The sequence below is a fragment of the Streptomyces parvulus genome (genome assembly GCF_014648855.1).
Taxonomy (GTDB): Bacteria; Actinomycetota; Actinomycetes; order Streptomycetales; family Streptomycetaceae; genus Streptomyces; species Streptomyces parvulus.
The window spans coordinates 67,627-83,272 of the sequence record NZ_BMRX01000020.1; the positions used below are offsets into that span (position 1 = coordinate 67,627).

The 15,646-nt window shown below is 74.1% G+C and carries 18 protein-coding genes; 7 read left to right on the forward strand and 11 right to left on the reverse strand.

The genetic code is table 11. The annotated features are described in order from the left end of the window. Positions 1 to 116 precede the first annotated feature (116 nt). The 7 genes from IE108_RS31440 to IE108_RS31470 form a co-directional block, all read right to left on the reverse strand. Positions 117 to 1,340 carry a cytochrome P450 family protein gene (locus IE108_RS31440; RefSeq protein WP_064726178.1) on the reverse strand — a complete coding sequence of 408 codons (1,224 nt, stop codon included), beginning with the start codon at positions 1,338 to 1,340 and terminating at the stop codon, positions 117 to 119. After that, positions 1,337 to 2,569, reverse strand: coding sequence for a cytochrome P450 (locus IE108_RS31445; protein WP_064726177.1), 1,233 nt, complete (start codon positions 2,567 to 2,569; stop codon positions 1,337 to 1,339). Before IE108_RS31445 ends, IE108_RS31440 begins: the two co-directional genes overlap by 4 nt. Next, positions 2,566 to 3,183 (reverse strand): GTP-binding protein, encoded by a 618-nt coding sequence (locus tag IE108_RS31450; RefSeq protein WP_189397807.1) that lies wholly within the window; start codon positions 3,181 to 3,183, stop codon positions 2,566 to 2,568. Before IE108_RS31450 ends, IE108_RS31445 begins: the two co-directional genes overlap by 4 nt. Then, complete coding sequence (locus IE108_RS31455; RefSeq protein WP_064726176.1) at positions 3,164 to 3,511, reverse strand: DUF742 domain-containing protein; 348 nt, start codon at positions 3,509 to 3,511, stop codon at positions 3,164 to 3,166. The genes IE108_RS31450 and IE108_RS31455 overlap by 20 nt, the downstream gene beginning before the upstream one ends. Continuing rightward, the gene (locus IE108_RS31460; RefSeq protein ID WP_064726175.1) at positions 3,508 to 3,915 is read right to left on the reverse strand and encodes a roadblock/LC7 domain-containing protein; all 408 of its coding nucleotides are present in this window, start codon (positions 3,913 to 3,915) and stop codon (positions 3,508 to 3,510) included. Before IE108_RS31460 ends, IE108_RS31455 begins: the two co-directional genes overlap by 4 nt. Beyond that, positions 3,912 to 5,810 (reverse strand): ATP-binding protein, encoded by a 1,899-nt coding sequence (locus IE108_RS31465; protein WP_064726174.1) that lies wholly within the window; start codon positions 5,808 to 5,810, stop codon positions 3,912 to 3,914. The genes IE108_RS31460 and IE108_RS31465 overlap by 4 nt, the downstream gene beginning before the upstream one ends. 165 nt (positions 5,811 to 5,975) lie before the next feature. Beyond that, positions 5,976 to 6,665, reverse strand: a complete 690-nt coding sequence (locus tag IE108_RS31470) for a GAF and ANTAR domain-containing protein (RefSeq protein ID WP_064726173.1) — start codon at positions 6,663 to 6,665, stop codon at positions 5,976 to 5,978. Positions 6,666 to 6,815: 150 nt separating this feature from the next. Between IE108_RS31470 and IE108_RS31475 the strand changes: the two genes are divergently transcribed. Both IE108_RS31475 and IE108_RS31480 read left to right on the forward strand, forming a co-directional pair. Continuing rightward, positions 6,816 to 7,295: a MarR family winged helix-turn-helix transcriptional regulator gene (locus IE108_RS31475; protein WP_064726172.1), complete on the forward strand. Its 480-nt coding sequence runs from the start codon at positions 6,816 to 6,818 to the stop codon at positions 7,293 to 7,295. Further along, the gene (locus IE108_RS31480; RefSeq protein WP_064726171.1) at positions 7,292 to 9,028 is read left to right on the forward strand and encodes an MFS transporter; all 1,737 of its coding nucleotides are present in this window, start codon (positions 7,292 to 7,294) and stop codon (positions 9,026 to 9,028) included. The genes IE108_RS31475 and IE108_RS31480 overlap by 4 nt, the downstream gene beginning before the upstream one ends. Before the next feature lie 23 nt (positions 9,029 to 9,051). Here the strand turns inward: IE108_RS31480 and IE108_RS31485 are convergent, their stop codons facing one another. Next, positions 9,052 to 9,483, reverse strand: coding sequence for a hypothetical protein (locus tag IE108_RS31485; RefSeq protein WP_064726170.1), 432 nt, complete (start codon positions 9,481 to 9,483; stop codon positions 9,052 to 9,054). A gap of 99 nt (positions 9,484 to 9,582) precedes the next feature. Between IE108_RS31485 and nsrR the strand changes: the two genes are divergently transcribed. Together nsrR and IE108_RS31495 are read left to right on the forward strand one after the other, a co-directional pair. Continuing rightward, on the forward strand, positions 9,583 to 10,029 hold the full coding sequence (nsrR, locus tag IE108_RS31490) for a nitric oxide-sensing transcriptional repressor NsrR (protein WP_064726169.1): 447 nt from the start codon (positions 9,583 to 9,585) through the stop codon (positions 10,027 to 10,029). A 71-nt stretch (positions 10,030 to 10,100) separates the two neighbouring features. Beyond that, complete coding sequence (locus tag IE108_RS31495; RefSeq protein WP_064726168.1) at positions 10,101 to 11,303, forward strand: globin domain-containing protein; 1,203 nt, start codon at positions 10,101 to 10,103, stop codon at positions 11,301 to 11,303. Here IE108_RS31495 and IE108_RS31500 read toward each other — a convergent pair. Beyond that, the gene (locus tag IE108_RS31500; protein WP_064726167.1) at positions 11,300 to 11,650 is read right to left on the reverse strand and encodes a hypothetical protein; all 351 of its coding nucleotides are present in this window, start codon (positions 11,648 to 11,650) and stop codon (positions 11,300 to 11,302) included. The two genes, IE108_RS31495 and IE108_RS31500, sit on opposite strands and share 4 nt — an antisense overlap. Before the next feature lie 164 nt (positions 11,651 to 11,814). On the opposite strand from IE108_RS31500, the gene IE108_RS31505 reads away from it, so the two are divergent. Beyond that, positions 11,815 to 12,498, forward strand: a complete 684-nt coding sequence (locus IE108_RS31505) for an adenosylcobinamide amidohydrolase (protein ID WP_064726166.1) — start codon at positions 11,815 to 11,817, stop codon at positions 12,496 to 12,498. Between the two features lie 11 nt (positions 12,499 to 12,509). Here IE108_RS31505 and IE108_RS31510 read toward each other — a convergent pair whose 3' ends face one another. Together IE108_RS31510 and snpA are read right to left on the reverse strand one after the other, a co-directional pair. Further along, positions 12,510 to 12,770 (reverse strand): hypothetical protein, encoded by a 261-nt coding sequence (locus tag IE108_RS31510; RefSeq protein ID WP_064726165.1) that lies wholly within the window; start codon positions 12,768 to 12,770, stop codon positions 12,510 to 12,512. Between the two features lie 125 nt (positions 12,771 to 12,895). Then, positions 12,896 to 13,579, reverse strand: a complete 684-nt coding sequence (gene snpA / locus IE108_RS31515) for a snapalysin (protein WP_064726164.1) — start codon at positions 13,577 to 13,579, stop codon at positions 12,896 to 12,898. Positions 13,580 to 13,793: 214 nt separating this feature from the next. Here snpA and IE108_RS31520 point away from each other — a divergent pair, with 214 nt between their 5' ends. Next, positions 13,794 to 14,780: a LysR family transcriptional regulator gene (locus IE108_RS31520; protein ID WP_064726163.1), complete on the forward strand. Its 987-nt coding sequence runs from the start codon at positions 13,794 to 13,796 to the stop codon at positions 14,778 to 14,780. Positions 14,781 to 14,858: 78 nt separating this feature from the next. After that, positions 14,859 to 15,620, forward strand: a complete 762-nt coding sequence (locus IE108_RS31525; RefSeq protein ID WP_064726162.1) for a PepSY domain-containing protein — start codon at positions 14,859 to 14,861, stop codon at positions 15,618 to 15,620. Positions 15,621 to 15,646 lie beyond the last annotated feature (26 nt).

A 15,646-nucleotide genomic window follows, 5' to 3' on the forward strand; every position in this document is an offset into this window, starting at 1 on the left:
GCCGCTAGAGGATCGGCGTCCGGAATGTCGGAGTTGCCCGCGAGACGGGAAGCAAACGCCCCGCGGGCGGCCGACCGGTCCGGCGCGCGCCGGGGACCGGCCCGCGCCCCGCCCCGTCAGGCCAGCTTGACCGGCAGTTCGAACAGGTCGTTCTGCGTGACCACCGGCTTGTTGCGCAGCTCCGCGGCGGGCACCGCGAGGTCCAGCTCCGGGAACCGGGCGTACAGCGCGGGAAGCGCCACGCCGGCCTCCAGGCGGGAGAGCGCGGCGCCGGGGCACACGTGCGGGCCGTGGCCGAAGGAGATGTGCCGGTTCTCCGAGGCGCGGGTGATGTCGAACGCCCCCGCCGTCGCACCGTGCGCCCGCTCGTCCCGGCCCAGCGCGCCGTACGACACGATCAGCGCGTCCCCGGCGGGGATCACCCGGTCGCCGACCGGGACGTCCTCGGTGGCGAAGCGGATCAGGACGTGCGAGGTCGGGGTGGACCAGCGCAGCGTCTCCTCGATCACCGCCGACCACTCGGCCTTCCCCGCGAGCACCAGGTCCCGCTGCTCGGGGTGCGTGGACAGGTTGACCACGGCGTTCACGATCAGCGAGATCGTGGTCTCGTGACCGGCGGCGACCATCAGCTGGAGCGTGGAGACGATCTCCTCGTCGGTGAGGTGGTCGCCGTTCTCGGACGCCTCGATCAGCGCGCTGGTGAGGTCGTCGCCGGGCGCGGCCCGCTTCGCCGCGACCGTCTCCGCCATGATCGACGCCAGCTCGGTGAGGGTCGCGAGGACCTCCTCGGGGGGCGTCTGCGTGGAGAAGAACTTCTCGAACAGCACCTTCAGCCGCGGCAGCCGCGCCTCCTCGATGCCCATCAGGTCGGCGACGACGTACATGGGGAGCGGGTAGGCGAAGACCGCCTTGAGGTCGACCACGCCCCCGTCCGCCGGGAAGTCGTCGAGCAGCCGCCCGGTCAGCTCCGTGATCCGCTCCCGCATGTGCTCCACCCGGCGCACCGTGAGCGCCTGCGCCACGAGCGTCCGCAGTCGCCGGTGCTCGGCGCCGTCCACCGTGAGCATCGAGCGGCCGGGATTGGCCAGCCCGATCAGCGGCCAGTCCGCCGGGATCTCGCCGCGCCGCCAGGCGCCCCACACGTTGATGTCCTTGACCAGCCGGGGGTCCGTGAGCAGGGCCTTGGCCTCGGCGTGGTGCGTGACCGCCCAGACGGGGACGCCGCCGGGCAGCTCCACGGCGGCCAGCGGCCCGGCCGCGCGCAGCCGCGCGCCCTCGCCGTCCAGGTCGGTGACGAACGGGTCCAGCGGTATGCGGGCTTCTTCGGTGCCGGTCGTCATGCTGACGTGCCTCCCAGGGCAGTGGTCGGGGTGAACCGCACGGGCAACTCGGTCAGCCCCCGCAGCCAGGGCGAGGGGCGACGGGTGAGGGACGCGGCGGGCACCGCCAGATCGATGTCGGGCAGCCGGTCGAGGACCACCTCGATGCCGGTGCGCGCGATGACCTCGGCGACCTCCTGCGCGGGGAACGGGCAGCGGTGCTCACCGTGGCCGAACGAGAAGTGCGCGTTGTTGCCGCCGGTGAGGGCGGAGCCGTCGGTGCGCACCTGAGGGTCGGAGTTGGCGCCCTGGAGGCCGAGCAGGACCAGGTCGCCGGCGCGGATCCGGCGGTCCCCGAGCCGGGTGTCCCGGGAGGCCCAGCGGCCGGCCACGTTCTGCGTGGGGGTGTCCTCCCACAGCACCTCGTTCATGGCCTCGGCGACGCTGTTGCGGCCGCCGAAGAGCGAGGCGGCGAAGCGCTCGTCGGTCAGCATCAGGCGCAGCGAGTTGCCGATCCAGTCCGCCGTCGGCTGGTGCCCGGCGGCCATCATCACCATCAGGTCCTGGGCGATCTCCTCCTCGGTGAAGCCGCTCTCGTCGGCCAGCATCCGGGAGGCGACGTCCTCGGCGGGCGCCGCCTTCCGGTCGGCGAGGAGCCGCGCCATCGACGTCCCGAGGTGCGTCTGGCCGGCGATGGCCCGCTCCCTGCCGTCGATCATGTCGTTGAGCGCGGTGACCAGGGCCGGTCCCTGCTCGTCGGAGAAGCCGTACAGCCGGGCCAGGACCCGCACCGGCAGCAGCATGGCGTAGTCGGCGACCAGGTCCGCCTCGCCCTTGGCGCACAGCCGGTCCACGAGTTCGTCGGCGAACCGCTCGGCGTGGCCGCGCAGGACGTGCGGGTCCACGGCCTCCAGCGCGTCGCTGATCATGGCGGCGCGCTCACGGTGCCGCTCGCCGACCGTGTACAGGATCGACGGCTGCCTGCGGCCGATCATCGGCAGCAGCGGCCAGTCCGCCGGGATGTTCTCCCACTGGTTCCACAGCTCCGAGTCCCGGCTGAACAGCACCGGATCGCCGGTCACCTGGTGCAGCTCGCGGTAGCCCACGACCAGCCAGGCAGGTATGTCCCCGTCCAGCAGCACCGGTGTGACGGCGCCGTGGTCGCGCCGCATCTGCCGGTACAGCAGCGCGGGCTCGGTCTGGAAGCGGGGGCCGCTGAGCGGTACGGCGTCGGTGGCGTCGGTGCTCACACGAACTCCTGTCGGGGCGGGGCGGCATGGCCGGCGATACGGGTCCTCAGGTGCTCGACCAGCGCGATCAGCACCTGCTTGCTGGACTCCCGGGACCGGGCGTCGCAGAAGACCAGCGGCACCTCCGGGTCCAGGTCCAGCGCCTCGCGCACCGACTCGGGCGAGTGCCGCGCGCCGCCGAAGTCGTTGCAGGCGACGACGAACGGCGTGCCGTGGTGCTCCAGCCGGTCGATGGCGTACCAGGAGTCGTCGATGCGCCGGGTGTCGACGAGGACCACCGCGCCCAGCGTGCCGGAGAACAGCCGGTCCCACAGGAACCAGAACCGCTCCTGCCCGGGCGCGCCGAACAGGTACAGCACGTTGCGCGCGTCGAGGCTGATGCGGCCGAAGTCGAAGGCGACGGTCGTCGCGGTCTTGCCGCGCACCTCGCTGGTGTCGTCGACCGTCTCGCCGGCCTGCGTCATCGTCTCCTCGGTGTTGAGGGGACGGATCTCGCTGACCGAGCGGACCATGGTCGTCTTGCCGACGCCGAACCCGCCCACGACCACGATCTTGAGGCCGTTGTCGGCGGACGCGCCCAGGGGCGTGCGGGCGTCAGAGATTGCGGAGTCCAACGAGCACCTGCTCCAGGATGTCGGGATCGGGGACGGCTGCGGTGTACGGATGACGGGCGCTCACCCGGCCCGCGGCGTGCAGGTCGGAGAGCAGGATCTTGGTGATGCTCACCGGCAGCCGCAGTTCGGCGGCGACCTCCACGACGGCCGTGGGTGCCTGGGTCAGCCGCAGGATCGCCGAGTGCTCCGACTGCATGCCACGCGTCGGCTCGCACTCCGCGACCACCAGGGTGACCAGGTCGAAGGGGGTGTCGGACGCGGAGCGGCTGCGCCCCTGCGTGACCGTGTACAGCCGGTCGGGGGAGTCGTCCCTGCCGGGGCGGCTCATGATGTGCGGGGCTGCGCGGTGAGGTGCTCCCCGAGCTGCTCGATCAGCTCGCTCATGTTGTGCCCGACCAGCCCCGCGTCCGCGTCCTCGGCGGTCACCACGGCGAGGTGCGCGCCTTGGCCGGCCTCCACGATGAACAGGATGCCGCCGTAGAACTCGGTCATGGCCGAGCGCACCCCGCCACTGCCGTCCCCGAACTCGACGGAGGCGCCGTGGGACAGCGACTGGATGCCGGCGGCGATCGCGGCCAGCTGGTCGGCCTGGTCCACGGAGAGTTCCGGGGTGCGGCACAGCTTGAGGCCGTCTCGGGAGAGCACGAGCGCGTGCCGCGCGCCCGGCGTGCGCTCCAGCAGGCCCTCGATGAGCCAGGTGAGCTTCTCGTCGGCGGTGGTCGAGCCGGTCATGAAGTGGTGTCGCCTTCCGGGTGCGCGGGGGAGTGGGACGGGTGGTCGGTGGCGGTGTCGTCCGGTGCGGGACGGGACGCGGGGGCGGTGGGCGCGGAGGGCTCCGCGGGGGCGGCGCCGTCCGGCACGGGGGTGCTGCCGGTCCGCGAGGCGCCGGTGTCGGCGGAGCGCACGGCCTGGCGGAAGCTGCTGAAGCGGGCCGCGCGCACCTTGGCGTCGTCGGCCGCGGGTGCGGGGCGCGGTTCGGCGGCACGGGCGGCGGACCGGGTGCGCTCGGCGGCGGCGAGGGTCCTGCCGCGACGGCGCTTGGGCAGCCCGCCGGCCCCCTCGTCCGCGTCCTCCGCCAGGTCGTGCGTGGGCGACGGCTCGGACCCGCCGGGTGCGGCCGCGGCCGGCGGTTCCGTGTGGGCGGACACCGGACCGTGCTCCTCGCCGGATCCGGTCGCCGAGGCGTGCTCCGGGCCGGATGCGGCGGCGGACGCGTGCTCCGGGCCGGATGCGGCGCTCCCGGCTTCCGCTCCGGTCGCGGCCCGGGCGGGCGCGGTCCCGGTGACGGACGCGACCTCGGCCGGGGCTCCAGCGGACGCGGGCTCCCGCCCGGGGCCGTCCGGTGCGGCCCCGTCCGCGACCGCGTCGCGTCGCGGTCCGGCCGACGCGGCGACGGGCCGGGCGGCCGCCGGGGCGTCCGCGGACCCGGAGCCGGTCAGGATGTCCTGCGGGATGAGCATCAGTACGCCCGTGCCGCCGCGCGCCGACGGCCGGAAGGACACCTTCAGCCCGTACTTGGCTGACAGCCGGCCCACGACGGCGAGCCCGAGCCGGGTGCCGGTCAGGCCGCCGAGCCCCGCCGCGTCGCCGGCCGCCGCCCGCTGGGCCCGGCGCAGCTGCACCTCGCCCATCACGAGACCGCTGTCCTCCACGGACACGATCGCGCCGGCCGGCACCGCCTCCACGTAGACGTGGACCTCGGCGGTCGGCGGGGAGAAGTTCGCCGCGTTGTCGAGGAGTTCGGCCAGGGCGTGCATGACGCCCTCGGCGGCGTGCCCGGCGACGGCGGTGTCGCTGGCGGAGTGCACACGCACCCGCTGATAGCCCGCGATCCGCCCCATGGCGCCGCGCAGGATGGACTCCATGCCGATCGGGCGCGCCCAACGGCGCCCGGAGCGGGCCCCGGTGAGGACGGCGACGGAGTCCGCCAGCCGGCCCGCCTGCGCCGTGCGGTGGTCGAGGTGGAGCAGGTCGGTGAGGACGTCCTCGTCGCTGTGCCGTTCCTCCATGGCGCGCAGGTCCGCGAGCATCCCGGTGGCGAGCGCCTGCATCCGGCCGGCCGCGTTGGCGGTGGCGGAGACGGCGGCCGCGCGTTCGGCGCGGGCCCGGTCCAGTCGCGTCCTGAGTCCTTCGTTCTCCTCGGCGAGCCGCGCGGTCTCCGCGGCGTGCCGCTCGGCCAGCCGGGCCCGCTCCTGCTCGAAACCGGCCGCCAGTTGGTCCCGCTCGCGGGCGAACCCGTCCAGCAGGGCGGCGCGTTCACGGTCCGCGGCGGCGACCACGTCGGCCTGTTCCCGGTCGGCCTCCGCCCGCAGCCGCTCCCGCTCCTGCCGCGCCCGCTCGGCGAGTTGTCCCCGTTCCCGGGCGAGGGCGTCCGCGTCCGCACGGGCGGCTTCCAGCAGCCGGCGCGTTCTCCGTTCCCCGCGGACCGCGTGCACGGCCACCGTCACGGCGACGCAGAGCAGGATCGCCGCCGCGCCTGCGCCCAGGCCGACCGGCAGGCGTGCCGAGGAGGGCGCCGCGGCGACGACGCCGCCGACGGCGAGCGCCGCCACCACGGCACACGGCAGGGCCACGGCTACGAGGGTGCGGGGAGCGGGTCGGTCGCCTGGGCGGGCGGGCGCGGTCATCAATCGGGTCCTCGCCAGGCCGCCGGAGCGGCCCTCGTGTCGTCCAACGGGGCGCGTGCGAGCAGGGGGCAGTCACACGCCACTCAACGGACGATCACTATACGAGAGTTCGTGATCGAAACGAGAGGAAGTCGGTCAATCTTTGCTCATGCGTGCGCAAGCAGCTCAGGGCAGCCCGCCCGACTCGCAGACGCGGGCGGCGAGATCGCGCAGTTTGACGTTGTTGTCCTGCGAGTACTTGCGCAGGGCGGCGAAGGCCTGGTCCTCGGTGAGGTGGTGGCTGCCCATGAGGATGCCCATCGCCTCGCCGATGGTGTGCCGGGTGCCGATGGCCTCCTGGAGCTGGGCGTGCGTGCGGGCGCTGGAGAAGGCGACCGCCGCGTGCGAGGCGAGCAGCCAGCCGGCCGTCTCGTCGGCCTCGGTGAAGGCGCCCGGCCGGTAGGAGTAGAGGTTCAGCGCCCCCAGGTCCTCGTCCTCGGTGAACAGCAGGAAGCCCATCATGCTGCCCAGGCGCAGCTTGCGGGCCTCGGGGACGTACTTGGGCCAGCGCTGCGCCTCGTCGCGGAAGTCGGCGATCCGGTACTGCCGCTGCCCGTCCGAGGTGCGCGCGGCGTCGAAGCACGGCCCCTCGCCGACCCGCTCCTGGAGCGCGTCGCTCTCGACGACCACCTGGTCGGTGGGGGCGAGCGACCGCACCCGTCGGTCGCGCAGGATGAGGATGCCGGCCGCGTCGCACCCGTCGACCAGCTCCGTGGCCGAGCCGGTGATCCGGTCCAGGGTGTCGTTCACCGACTCCTGGGCCAGCAGATCCCGTGCCAAGGACGCCATCTGCTGGGCGAACCCGCGCCAGTCCATGCCGTCACCTCCCTCGCTTCCCCGCTCCTTCTGGTTCCTGGCTCCCGGTTCCATGCTTCATGGTTTCCGGCTTCGGTGGCGAGTGCCCCCCGAAGCGCGGAAGCAACAACGGGAGGCGGACCGGCGCATCTTGATTCACGTTACACCTAAATGCATAATGCGCTTATGGAAAGCCCCCAGGAGGGCCCGGAGCCCTCGCCGGAGGACCTGATCGTCGCGGTGGAGCAGATGATCAGGTACGTCCGGCAGAGCGCCCGTACCGGCGGTCTCAGCACCGCCGCCTCCCAGACGCTGGCCCGCCTGAGCCGCGAGGGCCCGCGCCGGCTGACCGAACTGGCCCGGGGCGAGGGCGTCTCCCAGCCGAACATGACCCAGCTCGTCACCCGCCTGGAGCGTGCGGGGCTGGTCCGGCGCACCGCCGACGCCAGCGACGGCCGGGGCGTGCTCGTGGAGGTCACCGGCGCCGGGCTCGAGGTCGTCGCACGCCGGCGGGCCGAGCGGGCCCTGGCCCTCCAGGGGCTCATGCGGGACATGACCGGGCCGGAGCAGCGGGCCACCACGACCGCGCTGCTCGCCATGGCCCGGGTCATCGAGAACCGACCGGACACCTCCGAGGAGCACCGCACATGAGCGCACCGCACCAAGAGGAGGGCACGCGCGGCACGTCCGCCGGGCCGTTCCGCCAGCCCAGGGCCGTCTGGGCGGTCGCCTTCGCCTGCGTCATCTCGTTCATGGGCATCGGGCTGGTCGACCCGATCCTGCCCGCGCTGGCCGACAGCCTCGACGCCACCCCGAGCCAGGTCAGCCTGCTGTTCAGCAGCTACCTGATCGTCACCGCCGTCGCCATGCTCTTCGTCGGCTGGGTCTCCAGCCGGATCGGCGCCAAGCGCACCCTGGTGACCGGCCTGGCGATCATCGTCGTCTTCGCGGCCCTCGCGGGCAGCACCGACTCGATCAACGGCATCGTCGGCTTCCGGGCCGGCTGGGGACTGGGCAACGCCCTGTTCATCGCCACCTCCCTCGCGGTCATCGTGGCCTCCGCGAGTGGCGGTTTCGCCGGCGCGATCATCCTCTACGAGACCGCCCTGGGCCTCGGCATCGCCGTCGGCCCGCTGCTCGGCGGCGAACTCGGCGCCATCAGCTGGCGCGGCCCGTTCTTCGGCGTCGCCGTCCTCATGGCCGTCGCGCTCGTCGCCACCCTGGCCTTCGTCCCCGACCTGCCCAGGCCGCAGCGCCGCACCTCGCCCGTGGCCCCGCTGCGCGCCCTGCGCCACCGCGGGCTGCTGACCATGGGCATCATGGCCCTGCTGTACAACTGGGGCTTCTTCACCATGCTCGGCTACGCCCCGTACCCGATGGAGCTGGACGCCCACCGGCTCGGGCTGGTCTTCACCGCCTGGGGCCTGCTCGTCGCCGCCTTCAGCGTCTTCTTCGCCCCGCGCCTGCAGGCCCGCTTCGGCACCGCCCCGGTCCTGTACGCCAACCTGCTCGGTCTCGGCGTCGTCATGACCGTCATCGCGGCCGGCGTCGGCAGTCCCGCCACCGTCGTCGTCGCGGTCATCGTCAGCGGCGCCTTCATCGGCATCAACAACACCCTCACCACCCAGGCCGTCATGCTCGTCTCACCCGTCGAGCGCCCGGTGGCCTCCTCCGCGTACGGCTTCCTCCGCTTCATCGGCGGCGGCCTCGCGCCCTACGTCGCCGGAAAGCTCGCCGACGCCACCGACCTCGGCGTCCCCTTCTACGTCGGCGCCGCCACCTTCCTCCTCGCCATCCCGGTGCTGGCCTGCGGTCACCGGCTGCTGCGCGAGGCCGAGTCGGGCACCGGGGACGGCGAGCCGGTGACCCCGTCGTTCACCCCCGTCCCGGCGAACGCCCCGGCCGGCGCGCGCCCCGTCGTCGTCGCCGTCGGCGCCCACGAGCGGGCGGCCGTCATCGTCGACAGCGCGGCCCGGCTGGCCCGCGACACCGACAGCCCCCTGGAGGTCGTGCACGTGCGGCTGACCGCCGTGGTGGAGGAGCAGGCCGTCGACACCGAGACCGAGGAGGAGGCGCGGCGCGCGGTCCAGGCGCACCTGGACCGGCTCGGCGCCCTGGGCGTCGCCGCCACCGGCCAGGTCCTGGGCGGCGTCGGCGACCGCGCCGCCGCGGGCCGCGCCCTGGCCCGGCACGCGGCCGAGGCCCGCGCCCGCACCGTCGCCGTGGGCCGCTCGCCCCGCGGAGCGTCCGCCCAGTTCGCCGACGGCAGCTTCACCAGTGCCCTCACCCACGCGGCCACCTGCACCGTCGTCCTCGTCGACCCGGACGCGGAGCCGCGCACCCTGACCGCGCGGTCACTGACGGAACTCCGCGCCGAGGCCTGAGCCGCCGGCGGACCGGCCCGGTGTCAGGCGCCGCCGGGCCGGAGCCGGTCGGCGGCGCCGGACGGCTGGACCCGCATGCCGGGGCGCCGCCGGTGGACGGTCAGGTACGTCACCCCGTCCGGGCCGGCCACCACACCCCGGGCCGACCCGTGCGGGAGCCAGGTCAGGACCCCACGCCGCAGGGGAAGCTCGCCGTCGGAACAGACGAGTGAGGCCCCGCCGTCGAGCACGAGCAGCAGGACGTCGAGATCCGGCTCGGTGTGCGTGCCGACCCGCCCCGCCGCCGGGACGCGGACCACGTTGGCGTCGAGCTGCCGCCCGGGTTCCGCCAGCCTCCACAGGGCGCCCGCGCCCGCGTCGTCGCCGAGCGCCAGGAGACCGGTGGTGTCGCACAGGACCTGCGGGGAGGGAGCTCCGGGTGTCGGTGCGGGGGAGCCGTCTTCGTGCCCTGCCATCAGCGGTCACCGCCCCTTCCGGGCCCGGTGACGCGTGCCGCGGGGCCGTATCCGTCGATAAACACGCATCCATTATGCGTATTTGATAGCGTCACCGCCGTGCGGCTGACGAAGTTCACCGACCTGGCGCTGCGTTCCGTCATGCGCCTGGCGGTCGTGAGAGACGGCGACGACCCGCTGACCACCCGGGAGGTGGCCGACGCCATGGGCGTGCCCTACACGCACGCGGCGAAGGCCGTGACCCGGCTCCAGCACCTCGGCGTGGTCGAGGCGCGGCGCGGCCGTGGCGGCGGACTGACGCTGACCGGCGCGGGGCGCGAGGCCTCGGTGGGCCGGCTGGTGCGGGAACTCGAGGGCGACGGCGAGGTCGTCGCCTGCGAGGGCGATCCGCCGTGCCCCCTCAGGTCGGCCTGCCGGCTCAGGTCCGCCCTGCGCGAGGCCCAGGAGGCGTTCTACGCCGCCCTCGACCCCCTGACCGTCGCCGATCTCGTCGCCTCGCCCACCGGTCCGGTACTCGTCGGCCTGTCGGGCCGCCCCGGAGTGTGACGGACGGGCGCCCGAGGGCTGTCGTGCCGCGGCCTAAAACACGAATATCATCTACCAATTAAGGAGCCCCCGTGCTCTCCGAACAGTCCGTCCCCGTCGTCCGCGCCACCCTGCCCGCCGTCGCAGCGGCCCTCGGCGACATCACCGAGCTGTTCTACCGGAAGCTCTTCGCCGCCCACCCCGGACTGCTGCGGGACCTGTTCAACCGCGGCAACCAGGCGGGCGGGGAACAGCAGCGTGCCCTTGCCGGCTCCGTAGCCGTCTTCGCCGGCCTGCTGCTGGAGCGCCCCGACGCCCGGCCCGACATCGTGCTGGGCCGTATCGCCCACAAGCACGCCTCCCTCGGCATCACCTCCGACCAGTACAAGACCGTCCACCGCCACCTGTTCGCCGCGCTCGCGGAGGTGCTCGGCGACGCCGTCACCCCCGAGGTCGCCGCCGCCTGGGACGAGGTCTACTGGCTGATGGCCAACGCGCTCATGGCCATCGAGGCCCGGCTCTACGCGGAGGCGGGCGTCACCGAGGGCGACGTCTGGCGCCGGATGGAGGTCGTCGGGCGTCGCGAGGAGAGCCCGGACGCGCTCGGTCTCGTCCTGCGGCCCGCCGACGGCCGCTCCGTACCGTCCTTCCGCCCCGGCCAGTACGTCGGCATCCGCTCCCAACTGCCCGACGGCTCCCGGCAGATACGCCAGTACAGCCTGTCCGCCGCACCCTGCCGCACCGAGCTGCGCATCACCGTCAAGCGCGTGCACGGCGGCGGGCGGCCCGACGGCGAGGTCTCCACCTGGCTGCACGAGCGGGTCCGCGAGGGCGACGTCCTGGACGTCTCCGCGCCCTTCGGCGACCTCACCCTCGCGGCGGGCGACGGGCCGCTGCTCCTCGCCTCCGCCGGCATCGGCATCACCCCCGTCCTGGCCATGCTCGACCACCTCGCGGCCACCGGCGCCACCCGGCCGGTCACCGTCCTCCACGCCGACCGCACCCCCGCCGCCCACGCCCACCGGCGGGAACAGCGCGCCCTGGTGGACGCCCTGCCGGACGCCCGGATCCACCTCTTCTACGAGGAGCCCGGCGACGCCGCGCCGGAGGCCTCGGCCGGACGCGTCGACCTCGCCGGAGTCGACGTGCCCCCGGGGCTCACGGCCTACCTGTGCGGCCCGGTGCCGTTCATGCGCGCGGTCCGCGGGGGCCTGCTGCGCCGGGGCGTCGCCGCCGAGGCCGTCCACTACGAGGTCTTCGGCCCCGACCTCGGACTGATTCCCGGCGGGCGTTAGGCCGCGGCGGTGAACGCGGTCGTGATGGCGGTGTCGACACGGGCGTGCACGACCAGGCGGGTGCCCGTGGTGTCCGCGTTGTTCTCCAGCAGCCGCCGGACCGGCGCGCTGTGGGTGACCGCCGACATCAGGACGCCGAGCCTCCCGCACCACTGGTGGGCCCGGAGCACGGCGCTGACCGCGGCGTGTCCGTCGGCGCCCTCGGTGAGCACGATGACGACGGGGGTCGGCTGATGGGCGTCGACCAGGTTGGTGATGTGCGTGGTCAGCGCGGCCCGCCCGTCGATTCCCGGGTCCCGGTCCACCGTGATGACCAGGACCCCATGCTCCAGGGTGTGGGACAGCATCGCGGCCTCCGATCCGTCGCCTCGTGGCGAAGTTGTGTTCAGTGAAGGTCCCCGCCACGGGGTCCGCAACGCGCCTCGGGGACGCCGGGCCTCCGGCGCGCGCCCGCTGAGTACGATCATCCGGTCCGCCCGAACACCGCAGACGTCCCGAGGAGCCCCGGCCCGTGCCCGCCCTGCTGCCCCCGCCCCGCACCGGGCACCGACTGCCCGACCCGGAGCGCCTGACGCGGCGGGAGGACGGGGAACGGCTGCACGCCCTGCTCTGGCGTCCGGGCCCGGGCTGGCGGATGGCCAGCAGCGCCGTCCTGGGCGGCGGGATCGGCGAGCGCGCCTGGGTGCTCAACGCCCAGGTCGCCCACGGCTACCGGCGCACCGACCCCGCCCGCCACCTGGCCGCCCTCGCGCACGCCGCGGGCGCCCGGGGGCCCGGCGTGGGCCTGATGACCGCGGCCGACGTGTCCGCCTGCGCCCGCGCACACGACGGCGGGGCCGACGCCGTCGTGACGGCGGGCATCTCGGTACGCGGGTGGGCGGCCGCGCCCGGGGACGGCGTGCCCGGCGCCGCCCCGCCGGGGACGATCAACATCGTCGCCGCCGTGCCGATCGCGCTGAGCGACGCGGCGCTGGTCAACGCGGTGATGACGGCGACCGAGGCCAAGGTGCAGGCGCTCCTCGACGCGGGGCTCGACTGCTCCGGAACCCCCACGGACGCCGTGTGCGTCGCCGCCCGCGCCCCGCAGCCGGGCGGCGACGCACACGCCTTCGCCGGCCCCCGCTCCGAGTGGGGCGCCCGGCTGGCCCGCACCGTCCACCGGGCCGTGCGGTCCGCGCTGCCCGCCCCCGGCTGAGCGCGGGCCCGCTACAGCGACGTTCTGCGCCGCATCGCCCGCGTCCGCAGAACCAGCGCCGCGGCGAGCAGCACCCAGGCCACGGCGGAGTACACCCACGCGGTCGCGCCCCGGGCGAGGTCGACGACGCTCCACACCGCCCACAGCGCGAGCACCACGCACAGCGCGGTCCAGGCGATGTCCGCCAGGCGGGTGCGCAGCTGGGCCCGCTGCGCGGTGCCCGGTTCCAGATCGCCCAGGCCGCTGTCGGCGGCCGGCTGCCGCTCGTCCATGTCGGACTCCTTCCGGAGGTCGCAGAGAAGTGAACTCCGGCTACCCGCCCAGGCCTTGCGCACGCGGGCGGACAGGCGTGCGGGGACGGCCCGGCCGGGCCGCCCCCGCACGTGGCACCGTTGCGTCAGCGCTGCGAGGCCTTCTCCAGCGCCTTGTCGAGAGCCGCCTGGAAGCCGTTGACCCACAGCTGGTTCACCCGGCTGCGCTCGGCCGAGTTCGGGTAGGCGTTGGTGCAGGACGGGCCGGGGCCGCCGCCCGACATCAGCTCGCTGCACGGGCCCGAGTAGTGGTCGGGCAGGCCGAGCACGTGGCCCGTCTCGTGCGCGGTGACCCGCGTCGAGTCGTACTGCTGGTTCTGCCGGTAGTCGAGGAAGATGTACCCGTTGCCGTGCCCGTCCGTCGAGGCGTACGAGCCGCGCGAGTCGTTGCCCTCGTAGTACGCGAAGTCCGCACCGGAACTTCTCTCCGCCAGCCGGACGTTGGAGACCGAGCCGTTCCAGATCTGGGTGGAGCGGGATATCTGCGAGCGGAAGCTCGGCGCGTTGGTGGTGCTGTAGTAGACGGTGACGGCCGCCGCGGACGACGGACTGGCGGCCCGCTTCTCGGCGACGGACTTGACGACCGCCTCGAAGAACGCCCGGTTCGCGGCCGCGTCCTCGCCCGAACCGGCCGAGGGCTCGAAGCCCACGTGGGCGGCCTGGGCCGGCGCCTGGGGAGCGGCGGCCGTGGCGGCGGGAACGGTGCCGAGCAGCGCCGCGGTCAGGCCGAGGCCGGCCGCGGTGGACAGCAGGGGCAGGGTGATGCGCATCGATGACTCCTAGAGTGGGGGAGTGGGGAGAAGTCGTCACCGGTGAGTGTGGGGCGCCCATGAGCCCGCTGTGATGATGGCAACTGGTGATAGGACCGGGCTATCACCGCCCGGCACACCCCCGGTGCGGCTTGGACCGGAGTGCAGAACTCGCCCTGATCCGCCGCGTTTTGTTCACCTGGCGCAACCAACTGTTCCGCCTTACGCTCCCTGCATGGAGCTCGAGGTGAGGCACCTACGCGCGCTCTGCGCCATCGCCGACGGCGGCAGCCTGCACCGAGCCGCCCGTCAACTCGGCGTCAGCCAGCCCGCGTTGAGCACCCAGCTGAGCCGCATCGAACAGGCCCTGGGCGGCCCCTTGTTCGTCCGCGAACGCACCGGCTGCCGCCCCACCCCCCTCGGGCGCTCCGTCCTCGGCCGGGCCCGTCCACTGCTCGCCGACATGAGCACCCTGGTCCGCGAGGCGCGCGCCGCCGCGGCCGGCGCCGACAGCAGGCTCCGCATCGGCTCCACGGCCAGCCGCGCCCTGGCCGGCTGGCTGCGCCGGCTCAGACGCCCGGGCCTGGAACCCACCCTCCAGATGGACGTCTCCGCCAACGCGCTGCTGCGCCGGGTCGCCGAGGGGCAGCTCGACGTCGCCTTCGTCCACGAGGTCGAGGGCAGCGCCCTGCACGTCCCCGACGGGCTGCGGCTGCGGGTCCTCGTCGAACGCGAACCGCAGTTCGTCATGCTGCCCGCCGACCACCCCGCGGCCGCCCGCCCCGTGGTCCGCCTCGCCGACCTGGCCGACGACCGCTGGATGGTCGACCCCACCGTCGACGGCGAGTGGGACGGCGTGCACCGCATGCTCCGCGCCGTCGGCCTCAACCCCCGCGTCCTGCACGGCGACTACCACACCGCCGCCTCCCTCGTCGCCACCGGCGAGGTCGTGACCGTCTGCCAGCCCAGCTCCCAGACCCGCCCCGACATGGCGGTGCGGCGCCTGTACGGCGACCCCCTCGGCGTACGCCTCCTGCTGGCCGCGCGCACCCGGGCCGAGCTGGACGCCGTCTTCCCGGCGCTGGAGGACGCCTACTGGGAGGCGGCCCGCCAGTCCACCGCGTACCGGGAGTGGCTGGAGGGCGCCGGGATCCGCATGCTCCCCAGGCGCCCGGTCACCGCCGCCGGAACCGACCGGGTGGAGTTCGTCCGGGCCCGCTGACCCGGACCGTCCGGCCGATGGGGTGATTTACGTACCGGCCCGGTGTGTCAGCGTGACGGAACGGTTACGGACAGCATCATGAGCTCTGCACGACGACTCCCCACGCTGCGTTCGCTGGCCGTGATGAGTGCCCTGGGCACCTCCGTTCTGCTGATGACCGCCTGCACGAACGCCGATACGACACGTTCGAGCGTCGCGGAGGCGGCCCAGACCGGGTCTCCGTCCGCGACCGCCACCACTTCCCCCTCCGGATCCCCCAGCGGCTCGCCCTCCGGGTCCGCCTCGCTGACCCAGGACCAGACCGAGCGCAAGGACCTCGTCTCGGCGACGAAGGTCACCTGGGACAAGGCCGCCGACACCGCCGTCAAGGAGGTCCCCGACACCAAGCTCGTGGACCTCGAACTCAAGCGCACGGAGGCCGACGCCACCGCGTCGCCCAGCGGTTCCCCGAGCCCCAGCATGCCGAACCCGGCACCCAGCCAGGGCGCCCCCGAGTGGGAGGCCAAGGTCGCCGAGAGCGACGGCACCGTGCACCGCGTCGACATCGACGCGGTCAGCGGCAAGGTCTTCCGCGTCCAGGCCGACCCCGACCAGGACGCCGACGACAAGAGCCAGATGGCCGACTGGCTGGGCAAGGCCAAGCAGACGCCGCAGCAGGCGGTCAAGGCGGCCACCGGCGAGGTCAAGGGCACCGTCACCCACGTCGAACTCGGCGACAACGACAACCAGCAGGCCGTCTGGTCCGTCGACGTCGTCTCCACCGACAACTGGAACAAGACCACCGTCGGCGTCGACGCGGCCAACGGCAAGGTCCTGACCCAGGACGTCGACAACGACTGAGTCACCGCGGGACGCACACGGACGGG

Bases quoted from the DNA above. Each gene is read 5' to 3' on its own strand.
- IE108_RS31510 (WP_064726165.1), bottom strand. From the start codon at position 12,770: ATGGACGAGCGGCAGCCGGCCGCCGACAGCGGCCTGGGCGATCTGGAA.
- IE108_RS31525 (WP_064726162.1), top strand. From the start codon at position 14,859: ATGAGCTCTGCACGACGACTCCCCACGCTGCGTTCGCTGGCCGTGATG.
- IE108_RS31485 (WP_064726170.1), bottom strand. From the start codon at position 9,483: ATGGCAGGGCACGAAGACGGCTCCCCCGCACCGACACCCGGAGCTCCC.
- IE108_RS31475 (WP_064726172.1), top strand. From the start codon at position 6,816: ATGCATAATGCGCTTATGGAAAGCCCCCAGGAGGGCCCGGAGCCCTCG.
- IE108_RS31460 (WP_064726175.1), bottom strand. From the start codon at position 3,915: ATGACCGGCTCGACCACCGCCGACGAGAAGCTCACCTGGCTCATCGAG.
- IE108_RS31470 (WP_064726173.1), bottom strand. From the start codon at position 6,665: ATGGACTGGCGCGGGTTCGCCCAGCAGATGGCGTCCTTGGCACGGGAT.
- IE108_RS31520 (WP_064726163.1), top strand. From the start codon at position 13,794: ATGGAGCTCGAGGTGAGGCACCTACGCGCGCTCTGCGCCATCGCCGAC.
- snpA (WP_064726164.1), bottom strand. From the start codon at position 13,579: ATGCGCATCACCCTGCCCCTGCTGTCCACCGCGGCCGGCCTCGGCCTG.
- IE108_RS31480 (WP_064726171.1), top strand. From the start codon at position 7,292: ATGAGCGCACCGCACCAAGAGGAGGGCACGCGCGGCACGTCCGCCGGG.
- IE108_RS31500 (WP_064726167.1), bottom strand. From the start codon at position 11,650: ATGCTGTCCCACACCCTGGAGCATGGGGTCCTGGTCATCACGGTGGAC.
- IE108_RS31465 (WP_064726174.1), bottom strand. From the start codon at position 5,810: ATGACCGCGCCCGCCCGCCCAGGCGACCGACCCGCTCCCCGCACCCTC.
- IE108_RS31455 (WP_064726176.1), bottom strand. From the start codon at position 3,511: ATGAGCCGCCCCGGCAGGGACGACTCCCCCGACCGGCTGTACACGGTC.
- IE108_RS31440 (WP_064726178.1), bottom strand. From the start codon at position 1,340: ATGACGACCGGCACCGAAGAAGCCCGCATACCGCTGGACCCGTTCGTC.